A 20,705-nucleotide genomic window follows, 5' to 3' on the forward strand; every position below is an offset into this window, starting at 1 on the left:
TCACTCACATCATGTACCCCGCCGTCCAGCCGCCATCGACGGCCAGCACCTGGCCGTTGATGTAGCTGGCGGCCGGCGAGGCCAGGAACAGCACGGTTTCCGCGATTTCCTCGGGCTGGGCCGGACGGCCGAGCGGGACATGGGCGAGGAATTCCTGCGTGCGGCCGGCAAACTTGCCGTCATCGCCGTAAAACAGCTTTGCCGTCAGCGCCGTCATCACCGAGCCCGGTGCGATCGCGTTGGTCAGGATGCCCTTGGCGCCCAGTTCGATCGCCATCGACCGCGTCAGATGGATGATGCCGGCCTTGGCGGCGACGAACGGGCTTTGCAGCCGCATGGCGGCAAGCCCGACGACCGAGGCGATGTTGACGATGCGCCCGCCCTTGCCCGCGGCGAGCATCGGCGCCAACGCCGCGCGGCTCATGATGTAGAGACCGTCGAGATCGATGCCGGTGATGCGGTCCCATTCCTCGGCCGGGAATTCGTCTAATGTGACGCGATGCGCCAGTGTGTTGACGCCGGCATTGTTGATGAGGATGTCGAGCCGGCCAAAGCGATCCATGATGGTGGCGATCGCGCTGTCGACCGAGGCGGCATCGCGGATGTCGACGGTGCAAGCGATCGCATCGCTCAAACCGGCCGCGACCTGGCTCGCACCTTCGCTGTTGATATCGGCGACAACGACCGCGGCGCCATTGTCGGACAGGCGTTTGGCAATGGAACTGCCGATCGCGCCCGCGGCTCCGGTGACCAGCGCTACCTTGCCTCGCAAATCGCAGCGCATGTCTCGTCCGCCCCCGACCAAGTTCGGGTTATGCTATTATAATAATCTCATTGCGCGGACAAGCAGTCGTGTCGCGGCCGGCGGTTATTCCGCGGCCGCGCCGGCGGCGCTTTTGCGGGTGGCGTCGACCATCAGCCGCCGTGCCCGGAACACGCCCCATTGCTGGTCGACCAGCACGCCGATGAGGATGACGCCGCCCATCACCGCGAAGTTGAGCGAGGACGGGATGCCGAGCAGATTGACGAGGTTCTGCAGCTCCTGCAGCAGCACCGTGCCGAGGATGACGCCGATCAGCGAGCCCTCGCCGCCGCGCAGCGAGAAGCCGCCGAGCACGGCGGCGGCAATGGCGTAGAGTTCGTAGAACTGGCCGTGGCTGGCCGGTGAGATCGAGCGCGTGTACATGGCGAAATAGATCGCCGACAGCGCCGTCAGCACGCCGCAGATGACATAGGCGGCCATGACGACGCGGCCGGTGCGGATGCCCGAATATTTCGCCGCCTCCTCGTTCTTGCCGATGGCGTAGAGATAGCGGCCGAACACCGAGCGGTGCAGCACCACCCACATGACGATGGAAATGACGATCAGCGCGATGAAGCTGTTGGGCACGCCATAGGAGCGCCCGGCGGTGAGGAATTCGAGGTCGGGAAAATTCTGGCCGAAGGCGAAGCCTGCGGTGCCGTCGGCGGTGTAGAAGCGGGCGACGCCGCGATAGATCAACAGGCCGCACAAAGTGACGACGAAAGGCTGCAGCTTGAGCCTAGTTATCAACCAGCCATGCACAAGGCCGATGATGGCGCCGAGCACGAGGATCAGCACGAAGGCCAGCGGCCACGCCACCTCGCGCACGGCGATGAAGTCGATGAACAGCGTTCCCAGCAGCGCGACCACCGAGCCGACCGACAGTTCGATACCGCCGGTGATGATGACGAAGGCCTGGCCGATCGACAGGATGCCGAACAGGCCGATCAGGTTCGAGGTGTTGGCGAGGTTGATCGGCAACAGGAAGCGCGGATTGATGATCGCCACGATGGCGCCGACCACCAGGATCAGGATCAGCAGGCCGAGATCTTTCTTGCTCATCGTCTTCTCCCCAATGCCTGCCCGGGCAGGTTCCGCGAGACCTGCGGCAAAAACAAAAAACTATTTCGGCTGCTTGCCCACCGCCAGCAGCAGCACGTTTTCCTGGCTGAACCCGTCCTTGTCGAGAATGCCCGAGATCTGGCCCTCATGCATGACGGCGATGCGGTCTGACACGCCGATCACCTCTTCCATGTCGCTGGAGATCATCAGCACGGCGACGCCGGCATCGGCCAATGCGCGCATCAGGCCATAGATTTCCGCCTTGGCGCCGATGTCGATGCCGCGCGTCGGCTCGTCGAGGATCATCACTTTCGGATTCATGGCCAGCCATTTGCCGAGCACGACCTTCTGCTGGTTGCCGCCCGACAGCGTGCCGGTGCGCGTCTGCACCGACGGCGCCTTGATGCCGAGATTGCTCTTCTGCTTCTCGGCGGTGGCGGTCTCGGCACTGGCCGACACCAGGGAGCGGCGCGCATGCGCCGGCAGATTGGGCAGCGAAATATTCTGGGCGATCGACAGGTCGAGCAGGATGCCGGTCAGCTTGCGGTCTTCCGGCACCAGGAAGATGCCATGCGCGACGGCGTCGGCCGCCGAGCCCAGCGCAAGCGGCTTGCCGTCGAGTTCGAGCCCGCCGCCAAGGCTTGAATCGATGCCGAAGAACACCCGCGCCAGCTCGGTGCGGCCGGAGCCGACGAGGCCGGCGAGGCCGAGGATTTCGCCGCGCCTGACGTCGAGATCGACCGGCCGGCCGGGATAGGCCGGGGTGCGGATGGCTTTGGCCGAAAGGGCGACGGCGCCCGGTGCCCGCGCCGCCTCGGAGGCCTTTTCGCGCTCCTTCAGCATGCGGCCGATCATCAGCTTGACCATCTGGTCGTGGCCGATGTCGCGCTTTTGCAGCGTGCCGGCCAGCATGCCGTCGCGCAGCACGACGACGCGGTCGGCGACGCGCTCGACCTCATGCAGGCGGTGCGAAATGAAGATGACGCTGATGCCGTCGGCCTTCAGCGCCTTGATGACGTCGAGCAATTTGTCGGTTTCGGCAAGCGGCAGGCTCGATGTCGGCTCGTCGAGGATGACCAGCCGCGCCTCGATCGACAGCGCCTTGGCGATCTCGACCATCTGCTGTTGCGCCAGCGACAGGGTCGCGACCTGCGTGTCGGCTGAAAAATTGGCGCCGACGCGCTTCAGCAGCGGCGCCACCATGGTGCGCAGTTTGGCGCGGTCGACGAGCTTGAGCGGCCCGGCGCGCAACGGCTCGCGGCCAAAGAAGATGTTGGCGGCGACATCGAGATTGTCGAACAGATTGAGTTCCTGGTGGACGAAGGCGATGCCCGACCCCAGGCTGCCTTCAACGGTCAGCCCCTTGTGGGCGGCGCCGTCGACGGTGATCGTGCCGCTGTCGGGCGTGGTGACGCCGCCGAGGATCTTCATCAAGGTCGATTTGCCGGCGCCGTTTTCGCCGACGAGACCGATGACCTCGCCCGGCCTGACCTCCATGGAGAAGCCGTCGAGCGCGACGACGCCCGGATAGGTCTTGCGCACGTTCTCGAGGTTGAGAAACGGGGTGGTTGCTGCGATGGATGTGTCGGAATAGTTCATCATGCCTGACAGCGATTGGCGGGCCGACCTTTTGGCAGACTGACGGTCCGCACGCGGTTCGTCAATGCGAGCAGCCGGCCCAAGCGACGTTGAGCCGGCTGAACTGCTTCAAGTCTTAGTTTCCAGACATCGCCTTCAAATTGGCGGCATAGGCGTCGACATCATCCTTGCCGATGATCTTGGTCGGGATGATGATCAAGCCGCCTTCCGGGATGCCCGACTTGTCGCCCTTGAGATAGGCAGCCATCAGCTTCATGCCCTGATAGGCCCATTCGAAGGGCTGCTGCACGACGGTGGCGGCAACGGTGCCTTCCTTGACGCCGCCCAGCGTGATCGGATCGTCATCGAAGCCGACGACGGTGATCGAGCCGAGCTTGCCGGCATCGCGCAGTGCTTCATAGATGCGCGGCGTGTTGTAGGAATAGAAGCCGACCATGCAGGTGACGTCGGGGCTGGCGACCAGCGCGTCCTCGACATTCTTCTTGGCGCGCGCCTGGTCGATGTCGTCGCCGCGCACGTCGATCAGCTCGATCTTGGTACCGGCCAGGCCGTCCTTCATGCCCTGGATGCGCTCCTTGGCATTGTCGGCGCCGAGCAGGCCGACGAAGCCGAGGCATTTGCCGCCATTGGGCATCGCCTTCTTGGCGATCTCGGCCGCCTGCTTGCCGGCATCGACGTTGGACGAGCCGATATAGGCGACGCGCTTGGTCTGCGGCGCGTCGCTATCGGTGGTGAACAGCGCCGTTTCCGAAGCGATCTTGTTGAGGCCATCGGTCGAGGTCTTCGGATCGACCGCCGAGACCATGATGCCCTTCACGCCGGCCGTCACCAGATCGTCCATCAGCCGCTGCTGGATGGCGACCGAGGACTGCTCGGGGTATTTGAGCTCGAGATTGTAGTCCGGCAGTTCGCCCTGCGCCTTCTTGACGCCGGCTTCGGCGGCCTTCCAGAAATCGGAAGCGCCGTTGACGACGAAGGCCAGCGTCGGCTTGTCGTCGGCGCGCGCGATTGCCGTGGCCGACAGGCCAAGCAGCAGCGCGGTCGCGGCTACGGATGCATTTCGTATCAAGGATTTCATGTTCAACCTCCCATTTGGTTCAGTCGTCAGACTGACCGATCTTGCACTGACCTGATTTTGGCACTGACCTGATTTTGCCGTTTGCAGCTTGGACGCCCTCCTCCTCAAAGGGGTTTCCGGCACCGAAAGAATGGCGCCGGTCCAGCCACGATCATGGACCTTAGAGACTCATCCTTCATTCGTAAATAGTCCGATTTGTCTGACATATCACATATCCGAGACAAAGCTCGCGGAGGTAGTATCCGCTCGCTATCGGGCCATTTGCGTACACTCCCGCCGCTCCCGGACCCACTGGCCGGACGCGACGGATTGACGGTACAGCGCATTTTTGTATTAGTAAACAGTATTAGTTTCGAACTGATATCCCTAGCCATGATTGCGGTTTCGCGGCGTGACTGCCCGGCAAGCCGCCGCCTCGCCTGCACCAAAGCCTGTGCCTTATGGTGTTTGAGTTCCGGGCTATATAGAGTCGCATGGCGAATGGACGTTGAAGATGCTAATAGATATAAATGTCCGTGACGATCACGATAACCAGACGGCGTCACGCCACCTTGCCGGCCTGACAGGTCGCCGCTAGACAGGTCGGGGATTGGGGAGTGACATGAGCGAGACGACGGATCCGGCCATCGACACGGTGAAGCGCCGCAAGGCGCCGGCGAAGAGCGCCAGGGGTCGCGTCACCATGACCGATATCGCCAGGGCCGCCGGCTGCTCGCAGGCGACCGTTTCCTTCGTGCTCAACAATTCGCCCGGCATAAGGCTGTCGCAGCAGACCCGCGACCGGGTGATCGAGGCCGCGCGGACCCTTGGCTATGCGCCGCCCGCCTTCTCGGCACTTCACCCGCCGCTGCCCGCCTTCGAAGGCCTGGATGGGGTGATCGGCTTTGCCGTCGACCAACTCGCCACCAGCCCCGAAGCCGTGGTCGCCATCGAGGGCGCGCGCCAGGCCTCGTGGAATGCCGGCAACGTGCTTCTGGTGGCGCAGACGCTGGGCGATTCCGTCATGGAGCCACGCGCCATCGCCGCGCTCACCAAGCGGGGCATTTCGGCGCTGATCTACATGACCATCTTCACCCGCGAGATATCAGCGCCCGATTACCTTTACGGCCTCGACATCCCGGTGATCCTGCTCAACTGCTACACGGCGGATTACGCCTTCCCGGCCGTGGTGCCGAGCGAGATCGCCGGCGGCCAGAGCTCGACCCGCCATCTGATCAGCCACGGCCACCGCCGCATCGCCACCATCACCGGTGAGCCGTGGATGCAGGCCGCACAAGACCGGCTGAAAGGCTACCGCCGCGCGCTCGCCACCGCCGACATCCCGTTCGATCCCGAACTGGTGGTCGAGGGCGACTGGTCGGCCAGCGCCGGCTATGCCGCAACGGTCAAGCTCTTGGCGCTGAAAGACCGCCCGACCGCCATCTTCTGCCAGAACGACCGCACCGCGATCGGCTGCTACGAAGCGCTGAAGGAAGCCGGCCTGCACATCCCGCAAGACATTTCCGTCGTCGGCTACGACGACGAGGAAATCGCCCGGCATCTGTTCCCGCCGCTGACGACCTCGATCCTGCCGCACATGGCGATGGGCCAATGGGCGATCGAACAGCTGGAGGCGCCGGCGCCGCCTGGACGGGGGCGGTATCCGATCACGAAGCTGGAGTGCCCGCTGGTGGAGCGGGAGAGTGTGAGGGTGGTGGCAGTTTAGAACTGGCGCACCCGACAGGATTCGAACCTGTGACCTCTGCCTTCGGAGGGCAGCGCTCTATCCAGCTGAGCTACGGGTGCTTCCCGGAATCCGGGAAACGAACCAGCCGGTGAACCGGCAAGTCACGGCTTCTTAGCGGAAGCCGGCGCGGGCTTCAACGGGCAAATGGAATAGCGCTTGCCTCCTCAGGTAGAGGTCGAAGCCTTGGAATCCTGTCGGGCTCGTCGAATCAGCCGGCGTGGGCATTCACCCAGAACGGTAGTCAAGGAACTAATCGGCCCTTGTGTCCAACCTCACTCTTGATTGGAGTGAGCTTACCTCATAGAGCCAAAGGTGGGGGACATCAATTGATGGACAAACGAAGCCTCACCGAACGCGACATCTGCACCAAATTCATCTTACCTGCCGTCAAGCGTGCCGGATGGGATGAGATGTTACAGGTTCGGGAGGAAGTCTATTTTACCAAAGGCCGGATTATCGTGCGCGGGAAGATGGTGACTCGCGGTCAAGCAAAAAAGGCCGACTTCGTTCTCTACTACAAGCCGAATATACCGATCGCGTTGATCGAAGCGAAGGACAACAAACACAGCGTCGGCGATGGTATCCAGCAGGGCCTCGACTATGCCGCGACGCTGGACATCCCCTTCGTATTCTCCTCGAATGGCGACGGTTTCGTCTTTCACGACCGCACCGGCCAGAGCGACACCAAGGAAGCAAGCCTCGGCCTCGATGACTTCCCGTCACCAGTTGACCTTTGGGCGCGCTATCGCACCTGGAAGAGCCTCGATCCGGAAGCGGAACAGATCGTGCTTCAAGATTATTTCGACGACGGCAGCGGCAAAGCCCCGCGTTATTATCAGGTAAACGCCGTCAACGCAGCGATTGAGGCGATCGCCAAGGGCAGCGACCGCGTGCTGCTCCCCGTCACTATACGGGGAGAGGATGCCGGCAGGCAGGTGAGGGGCGGCATCAACGCCCGAAAAGGGAGATGGTGCGAGTTCGAAACCTGAAGCAATTGCCCTGGCAGCCGGGTGCCCCGGCGCAAATCGCGCGGCGGCCACTACTGCTCGGCGAACATCAACCTTGTCTTGGCGCCATCCGTCGTCGGCGACAAACTCCGCTGGATCAGCGCTTCGACGTGGTCGTTGCGCTGGCGGGCGCTGTCGGCGCCCATCACCACGACGATCAGGTTGCGGCCATCGGCGTTGTAGGAGGTGACGATGTTGAAGCCCGACGCCCTGATGTAGCCGGTCTTGATGCCGTCGACGCCGCGCACGCGGCCGAGCATGTCGTTGTGGCCGCGCACCAGCCTGCCGCGGAACATGAAGTCGCTTTCGGAGAAATAGTGGAACTGCTGGGGAAAGCGCTGATGCAGCGCCATGCCGAGCACCGCCATGTCGCGCGCCGTGGTGTGCTGGTCGTCGTCGGGCAGGCCGGACGCGTTGCGGAAGGTGGTGCTGGTCATGCCGAGCTGGCGCGCCTTGGATGTCATCATGGCGGCGAACTGCTCCTCCGAGCCGCCGAGATACTCGCCGACCGCCACCGCCACGTCGTTGGCCGATTTGACGACGATGGCGCGGATCGCCGAATCGACGTCGATGCTCTCGCCGCGCCGGAAGCGCATCTTGGTCGGCGGCTGCGAGGCGGCGTGGTCCGACACCGGGATCTGCGTCTCCTTGGTGACGCGGCCGGACTCCAGCGCCTCGAACAGCAGATAGAGCGTCATCATCTTGGTCAGCGAGGCCGGGTAGCGCTGCGCCGTCGAGCTGACTTCGAACAGCTGCTTGCCAGTCTTGGCGTCGACGACGATAGCGGCATATTTCTGCGCCGGCGCCGGCACGGCCAGCACGCTGTCGGGCGGCGTCGTGGCGCAGCCGGCCAGCAGCACCAGCAGGCCGAGTGCCGCAAAAACTCTCTGGATGAGCGGAAGGGGACGCAGGTTGGACAAGGGCAAGTCTGTTCGGGTCAAGCTGTTGCTGAGATGAGGCGAAGCTAACGTAACGCGATTGATGCGTCCATTTGGTTAATGGCTGACAGTCCCAGGATTGTCGAGACCCTTGCAGGACTTGGTTCCTCGCCCCACGAAGTGGGGAGAGGTGGCTCGGCGAAGCCGAGACGGAGAGGGGCTGCGCCCTACGAAGGCCCCCTCTCCGGCCGCTTCGCTGCCACCTCTCCCCCACTGCGTGGGGGCGAGGAACCCAAGCTTGCCGGCCGCCCCGAAAACGCCCGTTTTCCCTGTCTTTCCTTGCCAAGGCCGCGTTTCCCGTGGGAAGGGGCGTGGTATCTGAGGGCTTGGGGGCTTGGCATGACAAATATCGGGGCCGGGGGCGCAGCGCCCTCGCTTATCAAGGCATCGCTCAGCCGCACCGGCAAATGGGCCGGCAGCGTCGCTTTCATCAGCGGCGCCGTTGGCGACGTGCTCAATCCGCTGGCGCCGTTCGCCGCCTATATCGCGCTGGTCGCCGCGGTGGCTGCGGCCATCATCGCCATTGCCATCGTGCTCAGGCTGGTGCTGGCGGCCAAGGCGCTGCCTGCCTTGATCTTCGCCACAAGTGCTGCCGCGGTCGCCGGCGGCGTCTATGGCCTGCAGCAGCAGACCAACGCGCAGAACGGGGTGATCGCCAGCCTGGTGCCGGCCATCGCCGGGCTGCAGCAGTCGATGGGCATCGTCTCGGCCAAGGTGGCCAAGATCGAGCAGACCGTTACCGAGACGCAGAAGACGGTCGAGGCGGTCAAGCAGACGACCGACACGGTGGCGAAGAAGACCGATGAGATCGCTAACGCCCAGCAGCAGCAGACGCAGCAGACGGCGGAAGTGCAAAAGACCACCGAAGAGGTGAAGAAACAGACCGAGACGCTGGCCGCCGGCCAGGGCGCAGCAGCAGGCCCAGACCGAAAAGCTGCAGGCGACAACCGAACAGATCGCCGCCTCGATCGACACCATCGCCAAGGGCTTTGCCGCCTTGGCGGCACAGGGCGGGGCGATCGCCGAGCCGAAGCGGCCGGACGAGTTCTACCACAATGCCCGCGTCTACGAGCTGTCCGGCGACATGCTCAATGCGCGGCGCTCCTATCTCGCCTTTGCCGGTTTCGATGTCGACGCCATCGACCCCTATACGCGCTTTGCCACGCTGCTTCGGGTGCAGGACGGCAAGGCCGGCGCCCGCGAAGTGTTCGGCGCGCTTGCCGACAAGGGCAAGGCGCTGTCGATCAAGCTGGTGCATATCCTGCAGTTCGACGACGCCCAGCGGCTCGACAAGCTCAACGCCTTCATCACCGCCAATGCGGACTTCGCGCCGGCCTATTTCCTATTGGCGCAGGAATTTTCGGAGGACCGGCTCGGCGCCCAGACGCTGGCCGACAAGCGCAACGAGGCCAAGGCGCTGACCAAATTCGTATCCTATGAAAAGGATGGCGGGCTGCTCAAATATTTCGTCGACCAGACGCAGCTCGCAGACTGGCTGGACCGCAGCCGCAGCCGGCTGGCAGCCCTTGGCGACGTGCTCGACCCCGCCCGCTTCGTGCCTTCGCTGACGCCGATGCGCTCGAACCAGGGCTGGTCGATGACCATCTCGCTGCCGGAGCCGGCGACCGCCATCTCCTGGCGCATGGGCGACAGCGGCCCGTTCACCGACACCGGTTTCCTGGCCATGAACGACCAGACCACCGGCAAGCCGATGGCCAATCCGAGCTTCGAATTGCCCGACAGCACGCAGGCCGGGACCATCGCGATCAAATATCTCGACATCAGGGGCCGCGAGACCGGCCCGTTCGACATCCGCTTCGATCCCGATACGGCGCTCCAGCAAGGCGACAAGCAGATCCTCGACCAGTTCTGGACCTCGTGGATCGCCTTCGATTCCGGCGGCAATCACGGCCTGGTCTATTTCACCCAGATGCTGTCCTACCGCTGCGCCATCAAGGAGGCGCATTACAGCCTGAACGGTGCGGCGCTCGACAAGTCGCTGGAGATACCGCCCTGCGACAAGAAAGACCCCTACGCCATCCCCTACGACGCCAAGGGCTATTTCAAGATCGCCGACAGCGTGAAATCGATGTCGGTGCAGGTCACCTACACCGACGGGACAAAATCGCCGGTGCGGGAATACAAGCGGCAGTAGAGGCGCTTACCCTCCCCCTTGTGGGGAGGGTCGGCGAGCGGTCGCAGCGAAGCGGAGACCGTTCGACGGGGTGGGGGCCGACACCAGCCATGGCGATTGGCTTCGGGTCGAGATTTGCCTCGCCCAGCGTTGGCGCTGCCCCTCACCTGCCTGCCGGCATCCTCTCCCCGTATAGTGACGGGGAGAGGGGCGCTGTCGTCAATGGTTTCGCCAATCACCAGCGTTGCAGAAAAGGGCCGGCGTCGCGACCAGTTCCCTTCTCCCCGTCTCTATACGGGGAGAAGGTGCCGGCAGGCGGATGAGGGGCGGCGCTGACAATCAACAGTTGGCCTCTCCACGCTGTATTCCCCTCACCCTGATGCAAAATGCCGATCGCGATGCTTGCGCAACCTTCACGGAGCAGGTTTGTTCGCACCACCAGAATCAACAGGTGCGCGATGACCATCCATACGATCAAGGCCAGAAGCATTTCGGTTTCGCTCGACCTCACGGTCGGCCACATCGCCGACATGGTCGTCGAGGGCGGTGGGCGCCAGCTGAAGCCGCTGCATCGTGCGCCCTGGGTCGATGCGAACGAGACGCTGCCGGACAATTTGCCGGAAGGCACGGTTCGCCTGTCCGGCGATTTTCTCTGCGCGCCGTTTTCGCGCAGCGATGTGGAGGAGGCGCCGCTGCATGGCTGGCCGGCCAACAGCGGCTGGGACGTGGTCGAGAGTGCCGCGACAGAGGATGGCTGGCGCGCGGTCTACCGCTTGCGGCACAAGGTGATGGGCGCGAGCGTCGACAAGATCCTGACGCTGCGCGACGACCATCCCTTCCTCTACCAGGAGCATGTGTTTTCAGGCGGCCATGGCGCGATCTCGGTCGCGCATCATCCGATGACGGCGATGACGGGCGGCGGCAGGCTGGCCTTTTCGCCCAAGCGGTTTGCCGCGACGCTGGACGATCCGCTGGAGCCCGATCCCGCCCGCGGCCGCTTCATGCTGGCCTATCCGGCGCGGTCCGCCGATCTCGGCCATTTTCCCGCCACTGGGGGCGGTACGCTCGATCTCACGGAATACCGCATGGACGACCGCCGCGAGGATTTCATCACCCTGGTCGAGGCCGATCATGGTGGGCCGGGTTGGACCGCGCTTGCGCGTCAGGCCGAAGAGGATCTGGTGCTGGTGCTGAAGAACCCGGCCGAGCTGCCGATCACCATGCTGTGGCTCAGCAATGGCGGGCGCGACTACGCCCCGTGGAGCGGCCGCCACCTGGGCGTGCTCGGCATCGAGGACGGCCGCGCTGCCGTCGGCCATGCCGCCTCGATCGGCGACAACTGGCTGAAGCGCGAAGGGGTGGCAACCGCCTTTGCGCTTGGCGAAGGCCAAAGCGTTTCCTTTCGCCATGTCATCGGCGCCATGCCGCTGTCCGGCGGCGAGCCACCACAGGCGGTCACGACGGCGGATGGCCGCATGCGGATGGCAGCAGGCGGCTTGTCCTGGGAAGTTCCCTTCGACAGCGATTTCCTGCGCATCGGTCGGCCTGCGGCTGGCTGAACGAGCTTCAAGGTTTCCATCAAAGTTGGCGCTGCCCCTCACCTGCCTTCCGGCATCCTCTCCCCGTATAGTGACGGGGAGAGGGGCGCTCTCATCGATGATTTCGCCAATCACCAGCGCAAGAAGGACGCCGTCGTTGCGGCCAGCCCCTTCTCCCCGTCACTATACGGGGAGAAGTGCCCGGCAGGGCGATGAGGGGCGGCGCCGACTTCGGCAATTGACCCTTCCAATCGTGCAAATCCCGGTTTGAAATTTCCACCAACTGCCGACAAGATGCGGTGGAAATTATCGTGCCTATCATCCAGGCCAGAGAGGCTCTCATGTCCGAAATCGCCCATCTCGCCGCCACCATCTTCAAGCGCGCCGGCAAGGCAAGTCGCTTCATCGTCGCCATTGCCGGGCCGCCGGGGGCGGGCAAGTCGACGCTGTCGGCGGCCCTGCATGACCTGCTGCCCGAAGGCGCCTCGGAAGTCGTGCCTATGGATGGCTTTCACTATGACGACGTCGTGCTCGAGCGGCGCGGCCTGCGCGCGCGCAAGGGAGCGCCGGAAACCTTCGACTTTGCCGGCTTTGAAACCCTGCTGAAGCGTATCCGAGCCGGCGAACCCGACATCGCCATCCCGGTCTTCGACCGCAGCATGGAACTGTCGCGCGCCGCCGCCTCGATCGTCGCCACGGAGACCAAATTCATCCTGGTCGAGGGCAATTACCTGCTGCTCGACGAGGAGCCATGGTCGCGGCTGGCGCCGCTGTTCGATTTCTCGATCTTCGTCGACGTGCCGCGCAACGAGCTCGAGCGCCGCTTGCTGGAGCGCTGGCACGGGCACGGCCGCTCCGATGCGGATGCGCGCGCCTGGATCGCCTCCAACGACATGCCCAACATTGACCGCGTTATTGCTCGCCGCCGGGCTGCCGATCTGGTGATCGGCGATTCCGCTTGATTCTACGGATTGCGCAAGGGGAACCTTAAGACATTCAGGCCGTTATCGCCGACAAGGCAATTCTGCCAAACAGGGATTCCGTCCGATGGCAACCAAGGCAAGAAAGCCCGCGCCCGCCAAGGGCAAGGCAACCCAATCCAAGGCAGGCGCCGGCCCGGCAATCGCTGCACGTTCGAAGGACGCCAAGCCGGCCTTCGGCAAGGCGGCGCCGAAGAAAGTGGTGCCGACAGCGGCAAAAGCTGCGCCGAAAGCCGCAAAGCCCAAAAAGCCGGCGAGCGCTGACGCCTCGATCTCGGGCAGCGCCATGCGCACGGTCAAGGCTGCGGCCAATGTGGCTGCGGGCGCGGTCGTCCTCGCCGCCAGGGGCACTGCATCGTTTGCAGCCTCCATGGCTGGCAAGGGCGGTTCGAAAGCCAAGGCGAAGGCAAAGTAGCCTTCTCAAAGGATTTCGCTGGTTTGTGTCAGGGCTTGGCGGGTATGGTCAGGCCCTTCTGCACCGCCGGCCGCGCCAGACCGCGTTCCAGCCATGTTCCCACATTGGCGAAATCGTCGAAGCCGACGAGTTCGCGTGCTTCGTAGAAGCCGATCAGGTTGCGCACCCAGCCGAGCAGCGAGATATCGGCGATGGTGTAGTCATTGCCCATGATCCATTTGCGGCCCTTCAGCCGGCCGTCCAGCACGCCGATCAGCCGCCGCGACTCATCGCGATAGCGCTCCAGCGGGCGCTTGTCGGCTATCTCGCGGCCGGCGAATTTGTGGAAGAAGCCGACCTGGCCGAACATCGGTCCGACCGACGCCATCTGGAAGAACACCCACTGGATGGTCTCGTAGCGGCGCGCGGCGTCCACGGGCATGAGCAGGCCGGTCTTTTCAGCGAGGTAGAGCAGGATGGCGCCGGATTCGAACAGGCCGATCGGTTTGCCATCGGGACCGTTCGGATCGATGATTGCCGGTATCTTGCCGTTGGGATTGAGCGACAGGAATTCCGGCGTCCAGCTTTCGTTCTTGCCGATGTTGACCAGATGCGGCTCGTAAGGCAGGCCAAGCTCTTCCAGGGCAATCGATATCTTCACGCCGTTCGGCGTTGTCGCCGAATAAAGCTGGATCTGGTCCGGATGCCTGGCTGGCCAGCGTGTTGCAATCGGAAAGGCGGACAGGTCAGCCATGGAAAACTCCTGAATGGGGATTCGCGCCGAGCGGCGCGGTTTTGGCGGGTCCATCAAGAACTAGGCGCGCGGCCGATCCTGATCAATATGGCGGCGACAGTTTCGCCATGCACGGACAGTCAATAGAACGGGTCGTGCGGGACGCTCGACATCGCCCTGGGCAGGTGTAACCGCCCCGGGCAGGTGTAACCGCCCGGGCAGATCAGGAATCAGACGGCCTTGAAGGCCAGAACCGCATTGGTGCCGCCGAACGCGAAGCCGTTGCTGATGGCGGTGCGCACCTTGCGCTCGCGTGCCACGTTCGGTGTGACGTCGAGGTCGCAATCCGGGTCGGCCTCGCGAAAATTGGCCGTCGGCGGCACGATGCCTTCGCGGATCGCATTCACGCAGGCGATCATCTCCAGCGCACCCGATGCGCCGAGGCAATGGGCATGCATCGACTTGGTCGACGACACCGACAGCTTGTAGGCGTGGTCGCCGAAGACGCGCTTGATCGCCGCCGTCTCGATCTGGTCATTGGCCTTGGTGCCGGTGCCGTGGGCATTGAGATAGTCGACGTCCTCGGGATTGAACCCGGCGTCGGCCAGGCAGGCACGCATGGCGGCCGTTGGTCCGTCGATGGTCGGCGCGACGATGTCGGACGCATCGGCGGAGAGGCCGGCGCCGGCAATCTCGGCAAGGATGGTGGCGCCACGCGCCATGGCATGCTCGTAGGTTTCCAGCACCGCCATGCCGGCGCCCTCGCCGAGCGACAGGCCCTGGCGATCGGCCGAAAATGGCCGGCAGGTGTCGGGCGCCAGCACGCGCAATGCTTCCCAGCCCTTCAGGATGCCCCAGACCAGCGGCGCATCGGTGCCGCCGGCGACCATCACGTCGGCGCGGCCGAGCCTGATCTGGTCGACAGCCGAGGCGATGGCGTGGTTGGACGACGAACAGGCCGAGGTGACGCCGAAGACCGGCCCGCGCAGGCCGAGATTCATGCTGACATGGCCGGAGGCCGCACTTGGCATCACCTTCGGCACGGTGAAGATGCCGGCGCGATTCTTGCCTTCGATCAGGATGGCCCGATAGCTTTCCTCGATCGCCTCCCAGCCGCAGACGCCGACACCGACGATGGTGCCCATCCGATAGGTGGTGGCCTCGTTCGAAACCAGGCCGGACTGCTGCATGGCTTCCCGGGCCGCGATCGTCGCCAGCAGGCTGAAGCGGTCCATCGACACGGTCTGCTTGCGGTCGATGCCGTGATCGGGAAGCGTCTTGATTTCGCAGCCGACCTTGACCTTCAGGTCATGCAGCTGCGGACTTGTGATCTGGCCGATGGCCGAGCGGCCGGCGCGCATCTCGTTCCAGATCGCAGGCGCGCTGGTGCCGAGCCCGCAAATACCGCCCATGCCGGTGATGACGACGCGCTGCCGCATTCAGGTCAGGCTTTTTTCGCGATCAGCGCGCGGACAGCTTCGACCATATCGCCGACATTCTTCAGATTGCTCCAGGCGTCGACCGTGTTCATCTCGATCTCGATGCCATACTCTTCCTCAAGGTCGAAGATGATCTCCGTCAGCTCGAGCGAATGGATACCAAGCGAGGTCAATTCGGTGGTGGTGGTGATTTCTTCGCCGCCCGGCTCGGCATGAGCCTTGATCTTCGCGATGATATCCGTTGCCAGCTGGTCGGCCATTCGGTTTCTTCCCCACTATGTCACGTTTCCCGACGCCAACTGAGCAGCGCCCCTTTTTTCTCCTGGTATCAAGCCGCCGTCGTCGTTTTATACCCCCGCCAAGCGCTGCATGACCGTACCAAGGTGGTTCCCTCTATAGAAACCGAAACGTTGTCAAGCAACAAGCTATATCCAACTCCATGTCGACAAAGCCGCCGGAGTGCTTAACGTGCAGGCATGGATACAAGCGAACATAGAGGCGAACATGGCGGGATTTCGACGCAGCGCGTTGCCGGCGTGGCGCGGCTTTCCTGCGCGCTTGGTGAGGGTCGCACGCGCCTGCGGCGCCTCTATCAGGACGGCGCCGCCAAGATAAGGATGCCTTCTGTCTCGGCCGATCCGCTCGAAGCGGTGCTGATCAACACCGCCGGCGGGATGACCGGCGGCGACCGTATCGCCTGGGACGTGGATGTCGGCGCGGCTGCTTCGGCTTCGATCACGACCCAGGCCTGCGAGAAGATTTATCGGGCCGCATCCGACCGTGCCGAGGTGCGGGTCAATCTGTCGGTCGGTGAAAACGGCCGCATTGCCTGGCTGCCGCAGGAAACCATCGTCTTCGACCGGGCGGCCTTTGCCCGCACGCTCGACGTCGAGCTTGCCGTCGGCGCCGAGGCGCTGGTGCTGGAAGCCGCCGTCTTCGGCCGCCTTGCGATGGGCGAACGCGCCACGCAGGGGCATTTCCACGACCGCTGGCGTGTGCGCCAGGATGGCTCCCTTGTTCATGCCGAGGATTTCCGCATCGGACCCGATATCGCCGCCACGCTCGATCGCCCGGCGATTGCCGGTGGCGCGATCGCGATGGCGACGCTGCTTTTGGTATCGCCGCGGGCCGAAGCCCTGCTCGATCCGGTTCTGGAGATCGTCGGCGACCACGGCAGCGCCAGTGTCTGGAGCGTGAAGAAATCTGGCAAGCTTCTTGCGAGGCTCTATGCCGGGGATGGCTACCAGCTGCGCCAGCGGCTGGTTCCACTCGTCGAATTGCTCAACGGAAGGGCGGGGTTGCCCAAATTATGGTCACTGTAGGCCTGTCTCTACCAGCTTTGGAAAACGCATGAACCTGACGCCGAGGGAAAAGGACAAGCTGCTGATCGCCATGGCCGCGATCGTAGCGCGCAAACGGCTCGATCGCGGCGTCAAGCTCAATCATCCGGAGGCGATCGCGCTGATCACCGACTTCGTCGTCGAGGGCGCTCGCGACGGCCGCCCTGTCGCCGAACTGATGGAGGCCGGCGCCCATGTCGTCACCCGCGCGCAAGTCATGGAAGGCATCGCCGAGATGATCCACGACGTGCAGGTCGAAGCGACGTTTCCCGACGGCACCAAGCTGGTGACCGTGCACGAACCGATCCGGTGAGGAGGACAAAATGCTTGAGCTGCGCCCCAACTGCGAATGCTGCGACAAGGACCTGCCGCCGGAGGCAGATGATGCGCTGATCTGCACCTTCGAGTGCACCTTTTGCGCCAACTGCGTGGAACAGGTGTTGGGCGGCATCTGCCCCAATTGCGGCGGCAATTTTTCGGCGCGGCCGATCCGCCCGGCAGCGATGCTGAAGAAATACCCTGCCTCGACCAAACGCGTCCTCAAGGCCGAAGGCTGCGGACCCCGCAAGGCGGCATGAATTCCACGACCGAGACAACCGAAAGGCGAATAGAATGATCCCTGCCAAACGCCTGTGCCTGTCGGCGATCCTGCTGCTAGCCGCTGCAATGCCTGCCTATGCCCATGTCGGTATCGGCACGACTTCCTCCTTCACGGCCGGCTTCATCCACCCGCTCTCCGGCCTCGATCACATGACGGTCATGATCGCGGTCGGACTGTGGGCGGCGCTCAAGGGCGGCAAGGCGGTTCTTGCCTGGCCGGCGGCCTTTGTCGGCGTCATGCTGGCCGGCGGCGCGCTCGGCATGCTGCATATGCCGCTGCCCTTCGTCGAACCGGGCATACTGGCCTCGGTCGTTGCGCTCGGGCTGCTGGTGGCGCTGGCGGTCGATCTGCCGGTCTCGGCCGGCGTCGCTATCATCGGCCTGTTCGCGCTGTTCCACGGCCACGCGCATGGCACCGAGGTGCCGGAGAATGCCGGCGGGCTCGAATACATGGCCGGCTTTGCCGCCGCCACCGCGGCTCTCCATGCCACCGGCATCGCCGCCGGTCTCGGTCTTGGCATCCGGTTCCGTGGCCTGGCCCGCGCCGCGGGTGCGGCCTGCGCTGCGGTTGGTCTCGGCCTCGTCTTCGGCGTTCTGTGAGGGTGACGATGATCCCCGGTGAAATCATAACAGTGGGCGGCGACATCGAGCTGAACAAGGGTCTGCCGACTGTCACCTTCAAAGTGGCCAACAGCGGCGACCGGCCGATCCAGGTCGGCAGCCACTATCATTTCTTCGAGACCAATGAGGGGCTGAAATTCGACCGTGAGCGCGCCAGAGGTATGCGCCTCGACATCGCCGCCGGCACGGCCATGCGCTTCGAGCCGGGACAGGAGCGCGACGTTACGCTGGTACCGCTCGGCGGCAAGCGCGAGGTCTACGGATTTCAGCAGAAGGTGATGGGCAAGCTGTGAGGTCGACGGCGTCGATCGCTCTCGGCCCTTTGATGCGGCGGACCGACCGGATGCCGGCCCGCCGCATTCTATCGTCAGCTCGCCTTCTTGGTGATCAGGGTCAGCGCGCCATTGGGTTCCATGCTGGCGGCGACGACTTGCGCCGAACTGAGCCCCTTGGCTTCGAGCGCCGACTTCACCTTGGGCGTGGCGTCGATCGAACTGCGCAGTTTCTTCAAACCGTCATCGCCACGCTGGGCGATCACCTGGTTGACCTGCGTCTGGGTATCCTTTGGCAGCTCGGTGATGTCGACGATGCTGACGCTCTGGATCGTCGGCACCGCCGGCTGAGCGCCGGGGGCGGGCTTGGTCGCCCCGGGGGCAGGTGCGGTCGGCGCCGGAGCGGGCTGTTGCGCGGGTTGCTGCTGGGCACTGGCGGCGCCCGCCAGCATCAGGCTGGCGGCAGCGGCAAGAACTATCGTTTTGCGCATGGATTTTCCTTTCCATCGTTTGGCAAACGGTCGGTTTTGGGTGACCCCCCAAGCTCAACCGCCAAATGGGATCAGAAAGTGTCGCCCAGCGGGTCATTGCGTGACCATTGGATGGCGGCAATGTGCAGCCGGACTTCATTCCAACGGCATTTTGGCAAACCGCATTTTGGCAAGCCGCATTTTGGGAGCAATCGCTGATGGCCAGAATTACCCGCGCCGCCTATGCGCAGATGTACGGCCCGACCGTCGGCGACAGAGTGCGGCTTGCCGACACCGAACTGTTCATCGAGGTCGAGAAGGATCTCACCATCCATGGCGAGGAGGTGAAGTTCGGCGGCGGCAAGGTCATCCGCGACGGCATGGGCCAGAGCCAGGTTTCCCGAGCCCAGGGCGCCGTCGACACCGTGATCACCAACGCGCTGGTGGTCGACGCCGGCGCCGGCATCTTCAAGGCCGATATCGGGCTCAGGGACGGGCGGATTGCGGCAATAGGCAAGGCCGGCAATCCTGACACGCAAGATGGCGTCACCATCATCATCGGTCCCGGCACCGAAATCATCGCCGGCGAAGGCAAGATCCTGACATCAGGCGGCTTCGACGCGCATATCCATTTTATCTGCCCGCAGCAGATCGAGGAAGCGCTGATGAGCGGCATCACCACCATGCTCGGCGGCGGCACCGGCCCGGCGCATGGCACACTGGCGACCACCTGCACGCCGGGGCCATGGCATATGGCGCGCATGATCCAGTCCTTCGACGCCTTCCCGATGAACATCGGCCTGTCGGGCAAGGGCAATGCTTCGCTGCCCGCGGCACTCGAGGAGATGGTGCTGGGCGGCGCCTGTTCGCTGAAGCTGCACGAGGACTGGGGCACGACGCCGGCGGCCATCGACTGCTGCCTGTCGGTCGCGGACGACTACGACGTGCAGGTGATGATCCACACCGATACGCTGAACGAATCCGGCTTTGTCGAAAACACGGTCGCGGCGATCAAGGGCCGCACCATCCATGCCTTCCACACCGAGGGCGCCGGCGGCGGCCATGCGCCCGACATCATCAAGGTCTGCGGGCTGCCAAACGTCATCCCGTCATCGACCAATCCGACGCGGCCCTACACCGTCAACACGCTGGCCGAGCATCTCGACATGCTGATGGTCTGCCATCACCTGTCGCCGTCGATCCCCGAGGACATCGCCTTTGCCGAAAGCCGCATCCGCAAGGAGACCATCGCAGCCGAAGACATTTTGCACGACATCGGCGCCTTCTCGATCATTTCATCGGACAGCCAGGCCATGGGCCGGGTCGGCGAAGTCGCGATCCGCACCTGGCAGACCGCCGACAAGATGAAACGCCAGCGCGGCTCGCTGCCGCAGGAGACCGGTAACAACGACAATTTCCGCGTCCGCCGCTACATCGCCAAATACACGATCAATCCGGCCATCGCGCACGGGCTGTCGAAGGATATCGGATCGATCGCGGTCGGCAAACGCGCCGACCTGGTCCTGTGGAATCCGGCCTTCTTCGGCGTCAAGCCGGACATGGTGCTGATCGGCGGCATGATCGCCGCTGCCCCGATGGGCGACCCCAACGCTTCGATCCCGACGCCGCAGCCGATGCATTACCGGCCGATGTTCGGCGCCTATGGCAAGGCCAGGACCAACTCGTCGGTGACCTTTGTTTCGAAAGCCGCGCTCGAGTCGGGGCTGCATGGCAGGCTTGGCGTCGACAAGCAGTTCGTCGCCGTCGAAAACACCCGCGGCGGCATCGGCAAGCATTCGATGGTGCTCAACGACGCCACGCCGCATGTCGAGGTCGATCCGGAAACCTACGAGGTTCGCGCCGACGGTGAATTGCTGACCTGCGAGCCGGCGACGGTGCTGCCGATGGCGCAGAGGTATTTTCTGTTTTGAGCTGCCTTGGCCAGTGCCCATCTCAGGATGCCGTTTAAACT

Annotated in this window: 19 protein-coding genes, 1 tRNA gene and 2 pseudogenes; 12 read left to right on the top strand and 10 right to left on the bottom strand. The window is 64.0% G+C overall.

Annotated elements, in window-relative coordinates; translation table 11 throughout:
• Positions 1 to 4: 4 nt before the first annotated feature.
• The 4 genes from HB777_28140 to HB777_28155 form a co-directional block, all read right to left on the bottom strand.
• Entirely contained in the window at positions 5 to 784 is a 780-nt protein-coding gene (locus HB777_28140) for an SDR family oxidoreductase (GenBank protein QND67422.1), read from the bottom strand.
• A gap of 84 nt (positions 785 to 868) precedes the next feature.
• On the bottom strand, positions 869 to 1,864 hold the full coding sequence (locus HB777_28145) for an ABC transporter permease (GenBank protein QND67423.1): 996 nt from the start codon (positions 1,862 to 1,864) through the stop codon (positions 869 to 871).
• Positions 1,865 to 1,924: 60 nt separating this feature from the next.
• Entirely contained in the window at positions 1,925 to 3,463 is a 1,539-nt protein-coding gene (locus HB777_28150) for a sugar ABC transporter ATP-binding protein (GenBank protein QND68931.1), read from the bottom strand.
• 115 nt (positions 3,464 to 3,578) lie between these two features.
• On the bottom strand, positions 3,579 to 4,541 hold the full coding sequence (locus tag HB777_28155; GenBank protein ID QND67424.1) for a substrate-binding domain-containing protein: 963 nt from the start codon (positions 4,539 to 4,541) through the stop codon (positions 3,579 to 3,581).
• A gap of 601 nt (positions 4,542 to 5,142) precedes the next feature.
• Here HB777_28155 and HB777_28160 point away from each other — a divergent pair.
• Entirely contained in the window at positions 5,143 to 6,246 is a 1,104-nt protein-coding gene (locus HB777_28160) for a substrate-binding domain-containing protein (GenBank protein ID QND67425.1), read from the top strand.
• A gap of 3 nt (positions 6,247 to 6,249) precedes the next feature.
• Here HB777_28160 and HB777_28165 read toward each other — a convergent pair.
• Positions 6,250 to 6,326 (bottom strand) — tRNA-Arg (locus HB777_28165).
• A gap of 270 nt (positions 6,327 to 6,596) precedes the next feature.
• Between HB777_28165 and HB777_28170 the strand changes: the two are divergent.
• Positions 6,597 to 7,166, top strand: a pseudogene (locus HB777_28170) (restriction endonuclease).
• 140 nt (positions 7,167 to 7,306) lie between these two features.
• On the opposite strand, the gene HB777_28175 reads toward HB777_28170, so the two are convergent.
• Positions 7,307 to 8,194 (bottom strand): D-alanyl-D-alanine carboxypeptidase, encoded by an 888-nt coding sequence (locus HB777_28175; protein ID QND67426.1) that lies wholly within the window; start codon positions 8,192 to 8,194, stop codon positions 7,307 to 7,309.
• 357 nt (positions 8,195 to 8,551) lie between these two features.
• On the opposite strand from HB777_28175, the pseudogene HB777_28180 reads away from it, so the two are divergent.
• The 4 genes and pseudogenes from HB777_28180 (at position 8,552) to HB777_28195 (ending at position 13,279) form a co-directional block, all read left to right on the top strand.
• Positions 8,552 to 10,367: pseudogene (locus HB777_28180) on the top strand (methyl-accepting chemotaxis protein).
• A gap of 437 nt (positions 10,368 to 10,804) precedes the next feature.
• Entirely contained in the window at positions 10,805 to 11,905 is a 1,101-nt protein-coding gene (locus tag HB777_28185) for a hypothetical protein (protein QND67427.1), read from the top strand.
• Positions 11,906 to 12,225: 320 nt separating this feature from the next.
• Entirely contained in the window at positions 12,226 to 12,846 is a 621-nt protein-coding gene (locus tag HB777_28190; GenBank protein ID QND67428.1) for a nucleoside triphosphate hydrolase, read from the top strand.
• A gap of 85 nt (positions 12,847 to 12,931) precedes the next feature.
• The gene (locus tag HB777_28195; protein QND67429.1) at positions 12,932 to 13,279 is read left to right on the top strand and encodes a hypothetical protein; all 348 of its coding nucleotides are present in this window, start codon (positions 12,932 to 12,934) and stop codon (positions 13,277 to 13,279) included.
• Between the two features lie 28 nt (positions 13,280 to 13,307).
• Here HB777_28195 and HB777_28200 read toward each other — a convergent pair whose 3' ends face one another.
• From HB777_28200 to HB777_28210, 3 genes are all read right to left on the bottom strand, one after another.
• Complete coding sequence (locus HB777_28200) at positions 13,308 to 14,012, bottom strand: glutathione S-transferase (protein QND67430.1); 705 nt, start codon at positions 14,010 to 14,012, stop codon at positions 13,308 to 13,310.
• A 209-nt stretch (positions 14,013 to 14,221) separates the two neighbouring features.
• On the bottom strand, positions 14,222 to 15,430 hold the full coding sequence (locus tag HB777_28205) for a beta-ketoacyl-[acyl-carrier-protein] synthase family protein (GenBank protein QND67431.1): 1,209 nt from the start codon (positions 15,428 to 15,430) through the stop codon (positions 14,222 to 14,224).
• A gap of 5 nt (positions 15,431 to 15,435) precedes the next feature.
• Positions 15,436 to 15,690: an acyl carrier protein gene (locus HB777_28210; protein QND67432.1), complete on the bottom strand. Its 255-nt coding sequence runs from the start codon at positions 15,688 to 15,690 to the stop codon at positions 15,436 to 15,438.
• 216 nt (positions 15,691 to 15,906) lie between these two features.
• Between HB777_28210 and HB777_28215 the strand changes: the two genes are divergently transcribed.
• Genes HB777_28215 through HB777_28235 form a run of 5 tightly spaced genes read left to right on the top strand, consistent with a single transcriptional unit; the run spans position 15,907 to position 18,284 of the window.
• Positions 15,907 to 16,752, top strand: coding sequence for an urease accessory protein UreD (locus HB777_28215; GenBank protein QND67433.1), 846 nt, complete (start codon positions 15,907 to 15,909; stop codon positions 16,750 to 16,752).
• Positions 16,753 to 16,780: 28 nt separating this feature from the next.
• The gene (locus HB777_28220) at positions 16,781 to 17,083 is read left to right on the top strand and encodes an urease subunit gamma (protein QND67434.1); all 303 of its coding nucleotides are present in this window, start codon (positions 16,781 to 16,783) and stop codon (positions 17,081 to 17,083) included.
• 10 nt (positions 17,084 to 17,093) lie between these two features.
• A complete protein-coding gene (locus HB777_28225; GenBank protein QND67435.1) occupies positions 17,094 to 17,348 on the top strand; it encodes a DUF1272 domain-containing protein in 255 nt (84 codons plus the stop codon).
• A 34-nt stretch (positions 17,349 to 17,382) separates the two neighbouring features.
• Positions 17,383 to 17,970: a HupE/UreJ family protein gene (locus HB777_28230; GenBank protein QND67436.1), complete on the top strand. Its 588-nt coding sequence runs from the start codon at positions 17,383 to 17,385 to the stop codon at positions 17,968 to 17,970.
• Positions 17,971 to 17,978: 8 nt separating this feature from the next.
• Complete coding sequence (locus tag HB777_28235; protein ID QND67437.1) at positions 17,979 to 18,284, top strand: urease subunit beta; 306 nt, start codon at positions 17,979 to 17,981, stop codon at positions 18,282 to 18,284.
• 74 nt (positions 18,285 to 18,358) lie between these two features.
• Here HB777_28235 and HB777_28240 read toward each other — a convergent pair whose 3' ends face one another.
• Entirely contained in the window at positions 18,359 to 18,754 is a 396-nt protein-coding gene (locus HB777_28240) for a hypothetical protein (GenBank protein QND67438.1), read from the bottom strand.
• A gap of 194 nt (positions 18,755 to 18,948) precedes the next feature.
• On the opposite strand from HB777_28240, the gene ureC reads away from it, so the two are divergent.
• The gene (gene ureC / locus HB777_28245; GenBank protein QND68932.1) at positions 18,949 to 20,664 is read left to right on the top strand and encodes an urease subunit alpha; all 1,716 of its coding nucleotides are present in this window, start codon (positions 18,949 to 18,951) and stop codon (positions 20,662 to 20,664) included.
• Positions 20,665 to 20,705 lie beyond the last annotated feature (41 nt).

The sequence above is a fragment of the Mesorhizobium loti genome (assembly GCA_014189435.1).
GTDB classification, from domain to species: domain Bacteria; phylum Pseudomonadota; class Alphaproteobacteria; order Rhizobiales; family Rhizobiaceae; genus Mesorhizobium; species Mesorhizobium loti_G.